The sequence below is a fragment of the Asticcacaulis sp. AC402 genome, from assembly GCF_000495835.1.
Taxonomy (GTDB): domain Bacteria; phylum Pseudomonadota; class Alphaproteobacteria; order Caulobacterales; family Caulobacteraceae; genus Asticcacaulis.
The window spans coordinates 69,890-87,461 of sequence record NZ_AWGC01000017.1 but is presented as its reverse complement, the minus strand read 5'-3'; the positions used below and the strand labels follow the sequence as shown (position 1 = coordinate 87,461).

General features: G+C 61.8%; 10 protein-coding genes. 8 read left to right on the top strand and 2 right to left on the bottom strand.

What is annotated here, in order from left to right:
• Positions 1–86: 86 nt before the first annotated feature.
• On the bottom strand, positions 87–1,154 hold the full coding sequence (locus ABAC402_RS31115; RefSeq protein WP_023449694.1) for an AraC family transcriptional regulator: 1,068 nt from the start codon (positions 1,152–1,154) through the stop codon (positions 87–89).
• Between the two features lie 513 nt (positions 1,155–1,667).
• Between ABAC402_RS31115 and ABAC402_RS41245 the strand changes: the two genes are divergently transcribed.
• The 3 genes from ABAC402_RS41245 (at position 1,668) to ABAC402_RS31105 (ending at position 8,854) form a co-directional block, all read left to right on the top strand.
• On the top strand, positions 1,668–1,958 hold the full coding sequence (locus ABAC402_RS41245) for a type II toxin-antitoxin system RelE/ParE family toxin (protein WP_082179923.1): 291 nt from the start codon (positions 1,668–1,670) through the stop codon (positions 1,956–1,958).
• Positions 1,959–2,444: 486 nt separating this feature from the next.
• Positions 2,445–4,544, top strand: a complete 2,100-nt coding sequence (locus ABAC402_RS31110; protein WP_023449692.1) for an autotransporter assembly complex family protein — start codon at positions 2,445–2,447, stop codon at positions 4,542–4,544.
• A 2-nt stretch (positions 4,545–4,546) separates the two neighbouring features.
• Positions 4,547–8,854, top strand: a complete 4,308-nt coding sequence (locus ABAC402_RS31105) for a translocation/assembly module TamB domain-containing protein (RefSeq protein ID WP_023449691.1) — start codon at positions 4,547–4,549, stop codon at positions 8,852–8,854.
• A gap of 304 nt (positions 8,855–9,158) precedes the next feature.
• Here the strand turns inward: ABAC402_RS31105 and ABAC402_RS31100 are convergent, their stop codons facing one another.
• On the bottom strand, positions 9,159–10,268 hold the full coding sequence (locus tag ABAC402_RS31100; RefSeq protein ID WP_023449690.1) for an Mrp/NBP35 family ATP-binding protein: 1,110 nt from the start codon (positions 10,266–10,268) through the stop codon (positions 9,159–9,161).
• 86 nt (positions 10,269–10,354) lie between these two features.
• On the opposite strand from ABAC402_RS31100, the gene miaA reads away from it, so the two are divergent.
• The 5 genes from miaA to ABAC402_RS31080 all read left to right on the top strand — a co-directional run bounded on the left by miaA (position 10,355) and on the right by ABAC402_RS31080 (position 17,566).
• Positions 10,355–11,245 (top strand): tRNA (adenosine(37)-N6)-dimethylallyltransferase MiaA, encoded by an 891-nt coding sequence (miaA, locus tag ABAC402_RS31095; protein ID WP_023449689.1) that lies wholly within the window; start codon positions 10,355–10,357, stop codon positions 11,243–11,245.
• A 41-nt stretch (positions 11,246–11,286) separates the two neighbouring features.
• A complete protein-coding gene (locus tag ABAC402_RS31090) occupies positions 11,287–13,218 on the top strand; it encodes a S9 family peptidase (protein WP_023449688.1) in 1,932 nt (643 codons plus the stop codon).
• 8 nt (positions 13,219–13,226) lie between these two features.
• Entirely contained in the window at positions 13,227–15,221 is a 1,995-nt protein-coding gene (locus tag ABAC402_RS31085) for a S9 family peptidase (RefSeq protein WP_023449687.1), read from the top strand.
• 214 nt (positions 15,222–15,435) lie between these two features.
• Positions 15,436–16,179, top strand: coding sequence for a FadR/GntR family transcriptional regulator (locus ABAC402_RS0120200; RefSeq protein ID WP_031235612.1), 744 nt, complete (start codon positions 15,436–15,438; stop codon positions 16,177–16,179).
• Positions 16,180–16,387: 208 nt separating this feature from the next.
• The gene (locus ABAC402_RS31080) at positions 16,388–17,566 is read left to right on the top strand and encodes an aldose epimerase family protein (RefSeq protein ID WP_155847380.1); all 1,179 of its coding nucleotides are present in this window, start codon (positions 16,388–16,390) and stop codon (positions 17,564–17,566) included.
• Positions 17,567–17,572: the final 6 nt, after the last annotated feature.

The following is a 17,572-nucleotide window of genomic DNA, read 5'->3' as shown; positions in this document are numbered from 1 at the left end:
CGCAATGCAGCGGTTAGTCTAAATCAGTGCGGGCAAGTTAGGCATCAGCCCGACAATTCAAAAGCTCTTATCCGGCCAAAGACTATTCACTCGTGACCGTGTTGCGCCGCGCGAGCCATACGATCTCGAAAGGACTTGGGCGACTCGCCGGTCCACCGCTTGAAGCTACGGGCGAAATTCGATGGCGTATCGAATCCAAGATCGTAAGCGATGGCGTTGATCGGCATCGTGCTGTTGGCTAGCCGGTCTCGGGCGCGTCCCTCGAGGCGCTGCTCTATCAATTGTCTGTAGGTCGTCCCATAACGCTCCAACTGTCGACGCAAGCCCCGTTCAGAATACCCAAGCGCTGTGGCGGCATCCGAAAGGGGCAAGCCAAGGTTTCTCTCGTTTTCCAAAAAAGAAAAAATCTGACTGATAGGCGAAGTGACATACCCTGCGTCTGCCGAAAAGCGCTCACAAAGGGCCACAAGGCGCTGGTGATTGATCGGATCTGCACCAGGTAGCTGGTGATAAAGAAGCGGCGAAGGAAACTTTATCCGATTAACGGAGGCCCCAAAGCGAACCGGAATGCGCGAGACTTCAGTCGCAATATCAGCCCAGCCGGGAGGTTCGGCAATCGCCGCCTCGCAATGCGTCACAACGACTGGCAACCGTACCATGTCTTTGAGAAGATTATTGATAACGATCAGGGCGCTACTTGTAACAAAATAAGCCACGTCCTCCAGTGGGAGCTTGGGGCTCAGGCAAATCTCAGCATCACGACCCTCGGGGGAATCACTCCAACTGTTAAACATGAAATCAAATGCGGGGAACGTCAGATGAAGAAAGCGTCCTAAGGTTTCGAGTCCATCGATAAGAGTTTCAGCATTCATTGCGGCATAGGCCGGCGGCCCAATATAATTCGGCTCAAAGCGTAGCGCCAACCGCGATCCCAAATGCAAATCGCCCGTTTCTTTGATCGCATTTAGTATAAATAAGCGAAGTGTAAAAAACTCTACCCGAGAATTAGGATCGTTGAAGCGCTCCTCTGTTAGACCTGTGCCGTTTAACAAAGCTTTTGCTGAATAGCCTGACTTAAGCAGCTCGCGAAAAACGAAACCGGGGTAGTTCATCGGGCAAGCCTGGTCATATTTAGTGAGCAACGTCGTCTTCATCACGCAGCCTCAAGGGTCTTACAGTTTGGACAAGCGGCATAGCTTTGTTCGGAACTTGATAAAGAGTCCAGACTGGAAGAGCCAAAAAACCAACACCCACTGGCCGATTTCAGGCTCAATCGTGTCGCATCCGTTTGTGCTCATAGCAGAAAGGGGTCGAAGACGTTAAAGGTACAGTCGTGGCGTCGGAACTGTCGTCGGAGAGTTCGGGAATTGGGAACAGGAGAGCAGTTCCGCAGCCCGATGAAAGCACGTGCTGCAAAAGAGGTTTAGATTTTTCCGGCTAAATCCTGCAATACTGACCCCATTGCCGACACAAAAACCCTTCTTGAAAATCCGAGTTTCACGTCGCGGACGTTTCCAGACGCCGAGGATATGGCCCTCTGGCAAAGTCTTTCCCCGGCGCAGCAATTCGAAGTGATTGCGCGCGACGAGGAAGCAGGGTTTCAAAGCGGAATTGCCCCCCAAGAGACTATGGCCGAACGTTTGGCCCGTGTCCGCCGTCTGTAATTCATACGTTGGGAAATAAGCCGCCAGGCATCAGACGATATTGACGACATAATTCGCTACACCGACACCAACTTGGCTGCAGACCAAACGCGTGATTATGTCGGAGGGCTGTTTCGCAGCTTTGACCTTCTGGCCGATAATCCGGAAATGGGACGTGTCTGGGCGCCGGAGCGACGGTGTTACATTTATCGCTCTCATTATGTGTTCTATCGCATCATGACGAATTATGTTGTCGTCTCGGATATTCGAAATACCCGTCAGGCCTTGCCCGAGGCATGGCAAACTCTCCGTTGAGCCGGATGGCCAAGCCAACCCACCGGCCCCAACCGCCCTCCTTTTGCGTCTTCGCGTGAAACCGCTTGTGCCTTATCGTCCATCGCTAAAGGGGCTTCCGAACCTCCGCGATATTTCACGCGAAGACGCGAAAAAGAAACGACCAAACCCGCTTCGGTAGCGGGACCAGAACCAAACGTTGATGCGCTTCGCGCGGTGGCCGATAAAGCACCGACGGCGCCAAATGCTCCGTCCATCTGTGTTCATCTGGCTTATCTGTGGACAACCCTTCTTAACTCCAACCTGCACCACCCGCGACCGCCGGAAATAACCCAGAACACAATCCCGCCGCACCTCGCGTTCACGGTTGATCAATCTGCATCGCCTATCGAATCAAGCCATATTTCCATATGGATTTTTTGCGCCGCGGTGGCGTGTGTGTTCGGTATCTGACGACAGCCGAAAGCCCCGGCATCATTCGGGCACTGGCAGAATAAAGGTGGGCACGTGACAGGCGCAAGGGGTGGACTAGTCTTATGCGCCGTCAGCCTGGCCGCCCTGCTGGCCGGCGCGGTCACCGCCCAGGAAACACAAGCCCCGCCCACCGACGATATCGTCTCCGACGAAGCCTTCGACGAAGCCCTCCCAACCCTCGACAAAATACCGGACGCCACCCCCGAAACGCCAGCACCGCCCGTCGAAACCCCAACACCCGACGCCACGGTCACCGTCACCGAAACCGCCCCCAACCGGGCCGACGCCCTGCCCGCCGTCACCGTCGACGACCAGGAACTCGAAGCTCCCCTCCCGGCGCTGGAAGGCTATGACGTTCAGCCGTTTCAGGCCGCCGCCGAGCCCGACCGCGACCTGCCCGAAATCCGCTACACGCTTCAGGTCGACGGCCTGTGGGGCCGCATGAAGGACCGCTTCAAGGACCTGAGTGCCCTGGAAGACGGCGACGGCAAGGCCGCCAATACCGCCATGATCCGCGCCCGCGCCAATGAGGACGAAGCCCTCATCCTGCGCCTGCTCAAATCCGAAGGCTATTTCGACGGCTCGGTCATGACCACGCTTGCCCCCGTCACCGGCCAGCCCGACCAGACCCGCGTCGCCATAACTGTTACCCCCGGCAACCTCTACCGGCTCAACGCCATCGACATCGCCGCCCAGCCGACCGCGCCGCCCGACCTGATCCGCAATTCCCTGCCGCTGAAAAAGGACGACGGCATCGTCGCCGACACCGTCCTGGCGGCCGAGGCCAATGTCAGCCTGGAGATGCAGCGCAACGGCTACCCCTTCGCCAAGATCGGCGCCCGCGACATCGCGCTGGAAGACCTCACCCACACCGGCGACTACAAACTCAATGTCGACACCGGCGACCGCTCGCGCTTCGGCGGCTTCCGCAGCGATGGCGACATCGTCTTCCAGCCCGACCATGTCGAGGTCCTGACCCGCTTCGAACGCGGCGAGCTCTACGACAACCGCAAGGTCGACGACCTGCGCGAAGCCCTGGTCGCCACAGGCCTCTTCTCCAGCGTCGGCGTCGAGCCCGTCCTCAGCGGCGAAAAGGCCCCTGACGGTACATCTTACGTCGACCTGCTGGTCCATCAGCAGAAGGGCCCCAGCCGCACCCTGTCGGCCGAGGTCGGCTTCAGTACCGGCGAAGGCTTCCAGGCCTCGGCCAGTTGGACGGACCGCAACCGCTTCCCGCCCGAAGGCGCCGTCATCTACACCGGCGTGATCGGCACCCAGGAACAGAGCCTGTCGGCAACGTTCCGGCGCTCGAACGACAAGCGACGCGACCGCAGCACCCAGTTCGGCCTCAGCGCCGCCCACAATGTCTACGATGCCTACGACGCCAATACGGCCGCGCTGACCTGGTCCCGGTCGCGGGTCTCGACGCCGCTGTGGCAAAAGGTGTGGACCTGGTCGTATGGCGCCGAAATCCTGGCCACCCAGGAAATCTCGACCGACCTGAGCCGCCCCGCGACCAACAGCAACATTCGTGAGGTCTTCTACCTGGCCGACCTGCCGATCCGTATCGGCTACGACCGCTCCGACGACCTGCTCAACCCGACAACAGGCTTCCGCCTCGGCATTCAAACCACCCCGGAAGTCAATCTCGGCGATACCGGCGCGCCCAACGTCAAAACCCTCCTCGATGGCAGCTATTACCGGGCGATCAACGACAAGATGGTGATCGCCAGCCGCGTCCGCCTGGGGACCCAACTGGGCGCCCAGCTCGACCAGATCGCGCCGTCGCGGCGCATCTATGCCGGCGGCGGCGGCTCGGTGCGCGGCTTCGCCTTCCAGGGCCTGGGCCCCGTCGACGCCGACGGCGATCCGACCGGCGGCCTGAGCGTTTTTGAGGCCTCGGTTGAGCTGCGCTACCGCCTGGGCGACCTCGGCATCGTGCCCTTTATCGATATCGGCCAGGCCTATCCGGAAGACATGCCCACCTTCTCCGACCTCCGCGTCGGTATCGGTGTCGGCGCACGGCTCTATACCAATTTCGGCCCCATCCGCATCGACGTCGCCATCCCGCTCAGCCGCCGCGACAACGACCCCCAGGTGGCCCTCTATGTTGGCATCGGTCAGGCCTTCTGAGCATGGCGGAACCTGAACCCGAGAAGCCGAACCTCAGACAGCACCTCGACCGGGCGCGCGGCCACGCAACCCGCCTCAGCCGCTACGCCGCGACAGAACTCCACGGCCGCTGGAAGGCGCTGGACTGGCGCGAGGTCACCTGGTCGAAGGTGGCCCTCAACATCGCCATTATCCTGGCTATCGTTGCCGTCATCGTCGCCATTCTGCTGATGTCGCTAAACACGGCACCCGGCCGCCGGCTGTTGATCGAATACGCCACGGGCATCAAGCTCAATTCCGGCCTGCAGATCGAGATCGAGCGCATCGACGGCTCGCTGTATGGCGAAATGACCCTGCACAATGTCCGCGTCCGCGACCCCAAGGGCGTGTTCGTGCAAAGCCCCATCATCCACCTCAACTGGCGGCCCTTCGGCGCGCTCGACAAACACGTCGATATCCGCGACTTTTCCAGCCCGCGCATCGATGTCCTGCGCCAGCCGGCGCTAAACCCGTCCCAGGATCCGGAAAAGGACCAGGGGCCACTGCTGCCCGACATCAAGATCGATATCGGGCGGGTCAAGGTCGACGCCATCCACCTGGCGCCCGAAATCACCGGCGAGGCCCGGACCCTGAGCCTGAACGGCGAAGCCCACCTGTTGAAACGCCGGGCAAGGATCGTCGCCGACGCCCGCAGCACCCAAGGCGATCTGCTCAATGTTCTGATCGATGCCGTCCCCGACGACAACCGGCTCGACATCGACGCCCGCCTCAGCGCCCCCTCCGGCGGCCTGGTCGACGATGTGCTGAAACTGGACGGCCCGGTCACCGCTGCCATTGCCGGCAAGGGCGAATGGAAGCTGTGGCGCGGCAAGGCGACCGCTCGGTTGGGCGAACACCCGCTGATGAACCTGGACCTGACGGCCAAGGACGGCACCTTCTTCGTCAAGGGCCCGACCTATCCGGGTGTGTTACTGACCGGCGAATCCGCCGCGCTGTTTAAGCCCGCCGTCCAGGTCGATTTGACCGCCAAGGGTAAGGACCGCCGTTTCGACACCGACCTGAAACTAACCTCGGACGCCCTCAGCCTGACCGCCAGGGGCCTGGTCAACCTGGCCGGCAACCGCTTTGACAAGGTCGAAGCCCATCTGCGCCTGCTCGATCCGGACGCGCTCGGCTACGGCTTTGACGCCAGCGACCTCTATGCCGACCTGATCATCGACGGCACTTTCCGCCAACCGCGCTTCGACTACGACGTCAAGGCAAAGCGGTTCAACCTGGACACGCTGCGCCTGGTCGATTTCACCGCCAAGGGCACCTCGCGCGGCGGCGACGGCGTCGTCATTATCCCGGTCAATGCCCGCGCGACGGCCATTTCCGGCATCGACCCGCGGGTCGATCCCCTGCTCACCCACCTGAAACTGGACAGCGATGTCCGTATCGAGGACGGCCAGTTGACCAGCGACAATATACGCCTGGTCTCCGATCGCGCCAAGGCCAGCGGTAGCTTACGCGGCAATACCCGAGACGGCGTCTATTCTGCCGACGTCAAGGCCAGCGTCAACAACTACACCATCGCCGAAATAGGCACGATGAACGTCTCGACCTCGGCCAGGATGACCTATCGTGACAAGCCGGGCTTCTCCATGACCGGTTCGGCCGATATCGTCACCACCCAATGGTCCCAGGACGGCGTGCGCGACCTCATGGGTGGCAATGCCCGCCTGACCGGCAACTACGCCTGGTCGCCCGCCGGCATCTTCTCCTTCTCCAAGGTCAGCGGCAAGGCCCCGCTCTTTACCCTGGCCTCGGCCGACGGCAATTTCAACACCAAGGGCGCCATCACGCTCAAAGCGCTGGGCACCTCGCAAACCTATGGCCCGCTTGACCTCACCGCCACCGGCACCTTTGACCGACCCGTGGCCGTCCTGCGTGCCGCCAGCCCCGGCCTGGGTGTCGAGATGCGCGATGTCGTAGCCAACATCACCGGTGTCGATGGCGCCTACGCCATCGTCGGCGAAGGCAGCAGCGCCTACGGCCCCTTCTCCGCCGACACCGTCCTTCTGATCGGTCAAGGTCCGCTGGTCATCGACATCAAGACGGCATCCTTCGCCGGCATCAACACCTCGGGGCGACTGACCCAAACCGACGGCGGCCCCTTCGCCGGCAACCTGGCCCTGGCCGGATCGGGTCTGACCGGCACGGCGGTCTTGAGCAACGACGGCGGCGACCAGGCCGCCGTCGTCAACGCCACCGGCTCCGGCGTCATTATCCCTGGCGATATGCCAGAAAAGCATCGTGGCACAGTCGGCCGCGCCATCATTGCCGCCAACCTGGTACTGCGCGATCAGCTCGAACTCACCGGCGACGTCCAGATGGCCAATGCCACCTGGCAGGATTTCAGCCTCGCCACCGGCCGCGCCAAGATCAACCTGAAGGGCGAAGCGGGCACCGTCCAGGCGGTCGCGACCGGCTCGGCCGCCGTGCCGTTCAACATCGCCTTAAACGGCACCATCGCGCCCAACCTGTACACCATCGCCGCCAAGGGCACCGCCAACGGGCTGCCCTTTACCCTCGAAAAGCCGGCACGTATCACGAAAGCTGGAAATGCCAAATCTGGCGTGGAATGGGTGTTGCAGCCGACCAGGCTGGTCATGGAACAGGGCCGCATGGACCTGGCCGGCCGCTTCGGCGAACGCACCCAGATGCAGGCCCGGCTACACAATGTCGACCTCAGCGTCGTCAACCTGTTCAGCAACGACCTGGGGGTCACCGGCCGGGCGGAAGGCTCGGTCGAGTTCGCCCAGATTGGCGGCGGCTTCCCGACGGCGCGCCTGGCGCTGAAGATCGACGACTTCTCGCGCACGTCAGCCGCCATGGTTTCGGCGCCGGTCGACATGACGCTCGACGCCCAGCTCAACCCCAACCGCTCTTCGTCCTCCAACTATGTCCGCGCCGTGGTCCGTCAGGGCGGCACTGTTGTCGGCCGCATCAATGCCGACCTGACACCGTCAACCAATCCGCGCTGGGTCGAAGCCCTGATGGACTCAGGTCTCTCAGGCGGCGTACGCTACAACGGTCCGGCCGCCGTGCCCTTCTCGCTGAGCGGCCTGCCGCGCCAGAACCTGACCGGTGCCGTCGCCGTCGCCGCCGACATGTCGGGCCGCCTAAGCCAGCCGTTCCTCAATGGCGTCATCAAGGGCACAGGCCTGACCTACGACAACGAAACCTTCGGCACGCGCATCACCGCCCTGGCCATCGACGGCCGCTTCACCAATGACCGCCTCGAACTGACCAAACTGGAGGGCCGCGCTGGCGCCGGCACCGTTTCCGGTTCGGGGTGGCTCAGCCTGGCCGCCGACCAACGCTTCCCAATGTCGATTCATATCGATCTGAACAATGCCCGCCTGGCCCGCAGCGACACGGTCGACTCAACCGTTTCCGGCACGCTGGACGTCACCAACTCGCAAGCCGACGGGGCCTGGGTCCGGGGTGATCTGAGTCTGCCGCAACTCAAGTACGAAATGGTCCGCCAAGGCGCTGCCCAGGTCAATGTGCTCGATGGTGTCCACAAAAAGGGCGTGGACGACAAGCCTCAGGTCGCCGATGAGACAATTCCAGCCTTATGGAATTTAAGCATTGGGGTCCGTGCCGACCGCCAGATTTTCGTCTCCGGGATGGGAATGGATTCGGAATGGGCGATGGACCTGCGCGTCATCGGCACGACGCGCGATCCGCGCGTCGTCGGACGCATGGAGGTTGTCCGCGGCAACTACACGTTTGCCGGCAAGGCTTTCACCATCGATAACGGCCAGATCCTGTTCGACGGCGGGCCTTTGGTGGACCCGGAAATCTCGATCCAGGCGTCGGGCGACATGCAGGATGTCAAGGGGCTCATTAGGGTTTCCGGCTCGGCCCAACGGCCGTCCCTGGCCTTTTCCTCGACCCCGGCCCTGCCCCAGGACGAGGTCCTGTCGCGCATGCTGTTCGGCGAGAGCGTGACCAACCTGTCGGCCACCGAAGCTCTGCAACTCGCATCTGCTGTCAACGGCTTACGTGGTGGGACCGATTTCCTTAATCCGTTGGGTGCGTTACGCTCGGCGACCGGTATCGACCGCCTGCGCCTGGTCGGCGCCGATGCCGAAACCGGCCGCGGCACGTCGCTGGCCGCCGGCAAATACCTGACCAGCAATGTCTATGTCGAGATCGTCACCGACACCAAGGGCTTTACCGCCACCCAGTTGGAGGTCGCCCTGTCGCGCGCCCTCTCTGTCCTGTCCCAGGTCGGCAACCAGGGCACCGCCGTCAGCGTCCGCTATTCGAAGGATTATTGAGGAAGGTTTTTGAACCACGGATGGACACCGATAGAATCGGATTTCAAGGTCACCCGAAACTCACTGCAAAGAGGCATCGAAGTGTGTTTAGAACCGCGAATGAACGCGAATAAGCGCAAGTATCTTTAGCATTCGTCTAACCCCGTGCGCTTGACATCAGCTATTGAGCGCCTTTGGCGCTCGCTCTTATTCGCGTTCATTCGCGTTCATTCGCGGTTCCAACCAGCGAGCGGCGCTTCTGCACAATCGACGCAGGATTTTCATGATGTCGGTGTCTATCCGCGTCTATCCGTGGTTCAATCACTTACTCTGTAGCTGTTGCCAGGCCATCCAGGACCTTCTGGGCCATGACCTTGAACCGCGCGGCCATGTCGCCGTCCGGCTCCAATGCCGTCAGCGGCCGGCCGTCGTCGCAGCCAGCGCGCAAGGCCGGATCCAGCGGCACCTCGCCGAGGAAGGGCACCTTGACGGCATCCGCCAACCGCGCCGCCCCGCCACGGCCAAAAATCTCGATCTCGCTGCCCTCCGGCGCCTTGAAGAAGGCCATGTTCTCGACCACGCCCAATACCTTCACGCCGGTCTTGCCGAACAGGGTGACCGCGCGCCGGGCATCCGACAGGGCCATTTCCTGAGGTGTGGAAACGACGACCGCCCCGTCGATCAGGGTTTTCTGTGTCAGAGTCAGTTGCACGTCGCCCGTCCCCGGCGGCATGTCGACCACAAGCACGTCCAGGGGCTCAGCCTCAGTCCCCCACCGCGTCTGCGTCAACAGTTGTGTCAAGGCCTGGGACGCCATCGGCCCCCGCCAGATCATGGCCTGATCGGCATCGACCAGGAACCCGACCGAGTTGACCTTGAGCCCCCAGGCCTCCGGCGGCACCATCAGCTTGTCGGGACCGAACTCTGGCGGCCGTCGCACACCCAAAAGCGTCGGCGCCGACGGCCCATAGATATCGGCATCGAGGAAACCGACGCTCAACCCCAGTTGCTGCAAACCCAGAGCCAGACCCAGCGACACGGTCGACTTGCCGACCCCGCCCTTGCCCGAGCCCACAACGATGACCTGCTTGACATGGTCCGGCCGGGCTTCGGCGACGGGGGCGGCCTTCTTGACCTGGTCGATCGCCTGGGGCGACAGCCGCGCCGGTGCTGGCTTGGCTGGCGCCGGCGCCATTTCTGCCGTCAGCACGACCTGAGCCTTGCGAACCCCCTCCAGCCCCGCCAGCAATTTCTCGGCCGCCAACCGTACCGGGCCGTAAGACGTCACCTTGTCCTGCGGAACTTCCAGCATGAAGCCGATGCGTTCGGGCGAAACGATCAGGGCACGAACCATTCCGGCGTCGCTCAGTCCCTGACCGGTCGCGGGATCGGTAATGGCGTTGAGGGCGGTCAGGACCTGGGCACGGTCTAACATGGACGGGACTCATTTCGTTCGGTATGGGGATCAAGGAACAGGACGGCGTTGACATAGGCGCTCAGGTCACCGCTTTAAAGTAGAAAATGCCAAAAACGGACATGCCAACCGACGTGCCGATCCTTTTGCTGGCCGGACCGACCGCCTCGGGCAAGTCGGCGCGCGCGCTGGCCTGGGCGCAGGAAACCGGTGGGGTCATCCTCAATGCCGACTCGATGCAACTCTATAGCGACGTTCCCATCCTGACAGCGCGACCGACGGCCACCGATATGACGCAAGCCGAACATGTCCTTTACGGTCATCTTGGCCCGCAGGTTTTATGGTCGGCCGGCGAATGGCTGCGCGCCGCCAGGCCGTATCTCGATGCCGCGCTGAACGGTGGGGCGCCGGTCTGCGTCGTTGGTGGTACCGGCCTCTATTTCAACAGCCTGGTCTTCGGCCTGGCCGATATCCCTCCGATCGGCGAACTGGCCCGCACCACCGCCCGCGACACCTACGACGTGCTCGGCGAAACCGCTTTCCGTGACCTGTTGCGGCGACACGACCCCAAGGCCGAACATCGCATATCTGCGAACGATCGCCAGCGCCTGGCCCGGGCCTACGAGGTTTTCCTGCACACCGGAACGCCTCTGAGTGATTGGCAGGACAGGACAAAGCCGGCCCTGCCGAAAACTTCCTGGAAAATGGAAATCTTGCACCCGGACCGTGAAGAACTCTACGCCCGTTGCGACGCTCGCCTGCAGATAATGCTCGATCAAGGCGCCCTGGACGAGGTCCGCGATCTGACGCGTCAGGGCCTGCGGGAAGACTGGCCGATCATGCGGGTGCTGGGGCTACGTGAATTCGCTGCCCATCTTAAAGGCGAAATGACGCTCGACGCCGCCCTCGCTCAGGCGCAGCAGATGACGCGCAACTATGCCAAGCGCCAGGGCACCTGGTTCCGCAACCAATTCCCTGACCAGGCCTTGCAGCCCTAGGTCTCTCACGTTATGGTTTGGCGGTATTCCGGGGGGTATCCATGCATTTCCATCGCCGCCACTTTCTCACCTTCGCCGCAGCCTCCGGCGCCACCGCCTTCTTGCCGCGTGTCGCGAACGCCGCCTTGCCGATCGAGGCCTATGCGGCCCTGCCGATGGTCGACCAGATTGCCCTGTCGCCCGACGGCACACGTATCGCCCTGATCAGCCAGAACCAGGACAACAAGGTCCTTATCCACCTTAATGTGTCTGATCAGGTCACTAAAACAATCCCGCTCGGGACAGTCAGAACCCGCAAACTGATGTGGGCGGATAACGACCATGTAGTGATCCAAACTGGCCATGTTCGGGGCGAACGCCGGCGCGCGGAAGTAGGGCTGGTGTCCGTGGTCAACCTCTCGACCCTTCAACAAATCATGTTGTTCGACAAGGACTCAGACCGGTACTTCTTCCATCCCACCCAAGCGGGTTGGCCGCAACGGGTACACACCGCTACCGGCTATCAATTGATCGCCAGTACGTGGTCTAGTCGTGGGCGGGTCGTTGTCCAACGCTTTGGGATGGACGATCCGGCCGGGACTACGGTTTTCGAAGGATCGGAATACCTGTCAGACTGCATCTGCGCTCCCGATGGCCAGATTATCGCCATTGCCGAGGCGAGCGCGACCTACGGTTACTGGCGATTGAAATTTAATCGCGCCGCCGTCGGACAACCGCCCCGTTTCGAGGAGGTCTATGCGGTAAACACGCACGACCTCTCCCCTTGGCCGAACCTGGTGGGACTGGATCGCTCCGGCAAAGGGCTGTTGCTCGCCATGTATTCGAAAGACGCCGGCTGGTTTTACCACGAGATGTCGCCCGCCGGGACCTTGGCGCCGGCCTTCGAAACCGGCAGCGGCGGAGACGAGATTTCCGCTCTGTTCCATCCCGTCACCGGACGCCTGGCCGGATACGCCGTTCATGACGACTGGTTCCGCTACGAATTCTTCGATCCGCTGATGAAGTCGCTGGCCGAGGCTGTTCCAGAGGTACTGGGTCCGGGATATCGCTTTTCCCTGATCGATCACGCCGAAGATCCGCGCAAAATGATCGTCTATGGCGAAGGTCCTGGCGACGCCGGGTCCTACTACTATTGCGATTTTGCGACAGGCAATGTTTTCACCATCTTCTCCAACTACCTCGATCTCGACGAAGCCGCCCTCTCGGAACGCAAGCCGATCGACTACAAGGCCGCTGATGGGCTGGATATCCATGCCTACCTGACCCTGCCCAAGGCGCGGACGGCAAAAGACCTGCCGCTGGTGGTGCTCCCGCATGGCGGACCGGAATCGCGCGACTACGGCGGCTTCGACTGGCAGGCGCAAGCCCTGGCGTCACGCGGCTACGCCGTGTTGCAACCTAACTTTCGCGGCTCAACCGGCTATGGTGAAGCCTTCCTGCGTGCCGGCGATGGCGAATTCGGCCGCAAAATGCAGACCGACTTGTCCGACGGCGTTCGCCACCTGGCGGCGCAAGGCCTCATTGACCCCAAGCGAGTCGCCATCATGGGGGCATCCTACGGTGGCTATGCCGCCCTGGCCGGCGCCACCATCGACAAGGGTGTATATCGCTGCGCCGTTTCGGTGGCCGGCATCTGTCACCCCGAATGGTTGGTTTTCGGAAGAATGCCGGGAACCTATTACCACAAGATCATTACCCGCCGCCTCGGCGACCCTGAACGATACGACGAAATTTCTCCCTTCAAACGTGCCAGGGAAGCCTATTGTCCGATCCTGCTGCTTCACGGCACAGACGACTCGGTTGTGCCCATTGACCAGAGCCGGCGCATGGAAAAGGCCCTGAAAGCCGCGGGCAAGCCCGTCGAATTCATTAGCTACAGGGGACAAGACCACTGGGAGACCATCAGTTCGCTGCGTATCGAGATGATGAAGGCGGCCGTGGCCTTTCTCGAACAACACAATCCGGCCGGCTGAGGTCCAACATGCGCCCGACACGACCATCCGACCTGAACCGCCGCGCTCTTTTCCGCATCGGCGGCGCTGCTGCCGCCATAAACCTGGCGTCCCTTAGCGCCCAGGCCGACGAGGCACCGAAGGTACCGGCCACCCCCATGCCGCCGGTCGAGGCCTTCGCCTCCCCGCCAGCCATCGACGAAATCGCGCTGTCGCCCGACGGCAAGCGCTGCGCCCTGGTGACCCAGAGGGGCGACGACAAGATGCTGATGCACTTCAACATCGCAGACCTCAAGACCAAGACGATCAATATGGGTCCCACCAAGATTCGTGACCTCTTCTTTGGCGACAACGATCACGTGGTCCTGATCAATTCGGTGACCACCGCCCTGCCCGAGTTCGCCGGCTGGAAACACGAATTCTCGATCGCCCGGTCGGTTCATCTGGATACGGCCGAGGTAACCAACTTCTTTTCGCGCGAGGAAGGCTTCTACGGCATAGTTCTGGGCGACATCCAGCGTATCAAGGTTGACGGCGAGTACCGGGTGACCGGCTCGAACTACCGTATGACAATGGGCTACAATCTCTGCCTGTTCAGCTTCAGCATGACCAAGCCGCGCGGCAAGCTGCTCCACGAAGGCGACAACGATACCGAGGGCTGGGTCGTCGCCCCCGACGGACGGCCGGTGGCCTATTCCGAATACAGCGACGAACGCAAGACCTGGAAGCTGTATTTCAACACCGGCGAACCCGGAAAATTCAATCGCTTCAAGGAAATATACAGTGTCAAGGAAGCGCTCAACACGCCCAACCTGATCGGCCTGGGGCGCGACGGGCAATCGGTGGTCCTGTACCTCAATGCCGGCGAAAACGAGGGCGAATATCACGAGATCTCGGCGGATGGCACCCTGGGGCCGGCGCTGGACAGCGGCGGCGACGGCCGCGGACGCGGCGCCCTGTTCCACCCCAATACCGGTCGGCTGGCGGGATTTTCGCACCACGACGACTGGTTCTCCTACGACTATTTCGACCCCTTGATGAAGAAGATCGCCGCCGGACTGGCGCCGACCATGGGTGAGGAGTATCGCGTCGCCATGCGCGGTTTCGCCGAGGACCCGCGCAAGCTGCTCATCTACGGCGAAAGCCCCTTCGATGCCGGCACCTACTTCTTTGCCGACTTCTCGACCGGCCAGGTCGAACTTCTGGCGCTGAACTATCCCGACATTCCCAAGGAATGGATTACCCAGAAGACAGCCATCCGCTACAAGGCCGCCGACGGGCTGGACATTCACGGCTATCTGACCCTGCCGCCCTTCAAGGCGGTGAAGAACCTGCCGCTGGTGGTCCTGCCACATGGCGGGCCGGAATCACGCGACAGGATCGATTTCGACTGGCAGACCCAGTGTCTGGCCTCGCGCGGTTACGCCGTCCTGCAACCCAATTTCCGCGGCTCAAGCGGCTATGGCGAGGCTTTCGTCGAAAAGGGTTTCGGCGAGTGGGGCCGCAAGATGCAAACCGACCTGTCGGACGGCGTGCGCTGGCTGGCAGCCCAGGGCACGATCGACCCCAAGCGCGTGGCGATCCTGGGCGCCTCTTACGGCGGCTATGCCGCCCTGGCGGGCGCCACCCTGGATCCGGACGTCTACCGGTGCGCCGTTTCCATTGCCGGCGTGTCCGACCTGAAGTCGATGACAAGTTTCGTGCTCGACAACAGCGCCGGCAAGCAGACCCGCCGGGTGCGGTACTGGAAACAGTTCATGGGCGATGCCAAGACCCTTGAGGCCGTGTCCCCGGCCCGCCAGGCAGATAAGGCCTATTGTCCCATTCTGTTGATCCACGGCACCGACGACACCGTGGTGCCGATCGACCAGAGCAAACGGATGGAAAAAGCCCTGAAGGCGGCCAACAAACCGGTGGAGTTTATTACCTACAAGGGCCAGGACCACTGGGAAACCGTAGGGTCGCACCGCATCGAAATGATGAAGTCGGCACTTGACTTCCTGGCAAAGCATAATCCGGCTTAGTCTATCGCTGTGTATGCGGACCGGATTCGAGGCCGGCACTTTGCGATTGCTTACTCAGACAAATGCAGATTTTCACTCGGCCAATACGCCGCAAAATAGCTTTGTCAAAGAGACAATTCAATGTCATGACAAGGACATGAGTACACCCGCCACACCCGAGTCGGAAGGCGAAGGCAAGTCCCCCGACACCAAAACCCTGTCCCGCCGCCTCAAGATGAGTGCGGCCCGACCGCGTGAAGGCGGTTCCGGCCAAAGCCACCTGATGTACCAGGGCCGGTTGCACGGCGCTCTGGCGCGGCAGCTGGGGGTCGATATCCTGCGCGGGGTCTATAAGCAAGGCGAGGTCCTGCCGAACGAAATCGACTCATCCTCGTCTCTGGATATTTCGCGCTCGGCGTACCGCGAGTCGATCCGCATCCTGGCCGCCAAGGGCATGGTCGAGAGCCGCCCCAAGACCGGCACACGCGTCACCGAACGGGCACGCTGGAACCTGCTGGATCCAGAAGTCCTGGGCTGGATGTTTGAAACCGAGCCACCCCATGACTTCGTCAAGGCTCTGTTCGAACTGCGGCTGATCACCGAACCGGCGGCCGCCGAACTGGCGGCGGCGAGGCGCACCGATGAGCAGATCGAATCGATGCGTCAGTCGATCGAGATCATGAAGCGCGAGACGCTGCAGACTGAGGCCGGCCGTCGCGCCGATCTGGAATTCCACCACACCCTGATCCAGGCGACCGACAACGAAGCCCTGGCCTCGCTCAGTTCGTCGATTGAGGCCGCGGTATCATGGACAACGCGCTACAAGGCCCGGCACAATGCCCTGACCCGCGATCCGGTGCCTGACCATGAGCGCGTCTTCGAAGCCGTAGCCGCCGGCGATGGCCGGGCAGCGCGCTGGTGCATGGAATCCCTCATCCGGATGGCGCACGAGGACACCGAACGCGCCTTTCAGAGCTGAGGCTATCGGGCGGAAGCGCCGACCACGCCATCAGGACGCGTCAGATCGGTTATTTTGTGTGATTTTTAGTTTTACTATTGTCGGACTTTATCACCGCAGCTATGACTCGTGTGAAGATACAGCCGGGGGGTTTACAGCCAGAACCGGTCTACAGGGTGATGGAAACGGACTCGTTTCAAGAGTCCCAGCGTCTCAGGAGAGGCAAAGCATGATGTCGATGGTAAAGAGATTAGGTCTGGCGATGGGCCTGGGTGCTGTCATGTGCCTGACGGCCTGCGCCGACAAGGGTACACCAGCCGATAAGGACGCCGCTGCAGCGACCGCCACGCGCGCCGACTGGGGCGCGCTTTCGGACGGCAGCAAGGTCGAGGCCGTCGAACTGAAGAATTCCAAGGGCGTCTCCGCCCGCATCATCACCTATGGCGCGACTCTGCAGAACCTGATGGTTCCTGACAAGGCCGGCGCGCCAGGCGATATCGTCATCGGCTACGACACCATCGAAGGCTACGAAAAGACACCGAACTATACCGGCGTCACGGTCGGCCGCTATGCCAACCGCATCGCCAGGGGCAAGTTCACCCTGGACGGCAAGACCTACACCCTCGCCACCAACAATGCCCCGAACGCCCTTCACGGCGGCGTAAAGGGTTGGGACAAGCGCAACTGGACCATCACCGACGTCAAAACCGGCGGCGACACCGCTTCGGTGACGCTGCAATATGTCTCTCCCGACGGCGAGGAGGGCTATCCGGGCACGGTGTCCGCCGAGGTCACCTATGCGCTGAATGAGAACAACGACCTGACCATCAGCTACAAGGCGACGACGGACAAACCGACCGTCGTCAACATGACCAACCACTCCTTGTTCAACCTGGGCGGCGTTCCGGTGACCCGCTCGGCGTTGGACGCCTACGTCAAGATCGAGTCCGACGCCATCCTGGCCGTCGACAAGACGCTGATCCCCGATGGCGAACTGAAGGTTGCGGGTACGCCCTTCGACTTCAACAGCCCGGGCCTGATCAGCGAGCGCGTCACCTCGACCCACCCGCAGATCATCGTCGGCAATGGCGGCATCGACCATAACTACATCGTGCGTGGCGGCCTGACGGCAACACCGAAGCTGGCTGTCACGATCGAGGACAAGGTTTCGGGCCGCGGCATGACCATCGCCACCACCGAGCCGGGCATTCAGATGTATACCGGCAACTTCCTGGACGGCACCCTTGCCGGCAAGGGCGGCCAGAAGCTGGTCAAGTACCAGGCGGTCGCCTTCGAAGCGCAGCGGTATCCGGACAGCCCCAACCAGCCTTCGTTCCCGACGACACGCCTGGATCCGGGCCAGACCTACACCCAGACGACCGTCCACCACCTCTACACCGTTCAATAAGACCCT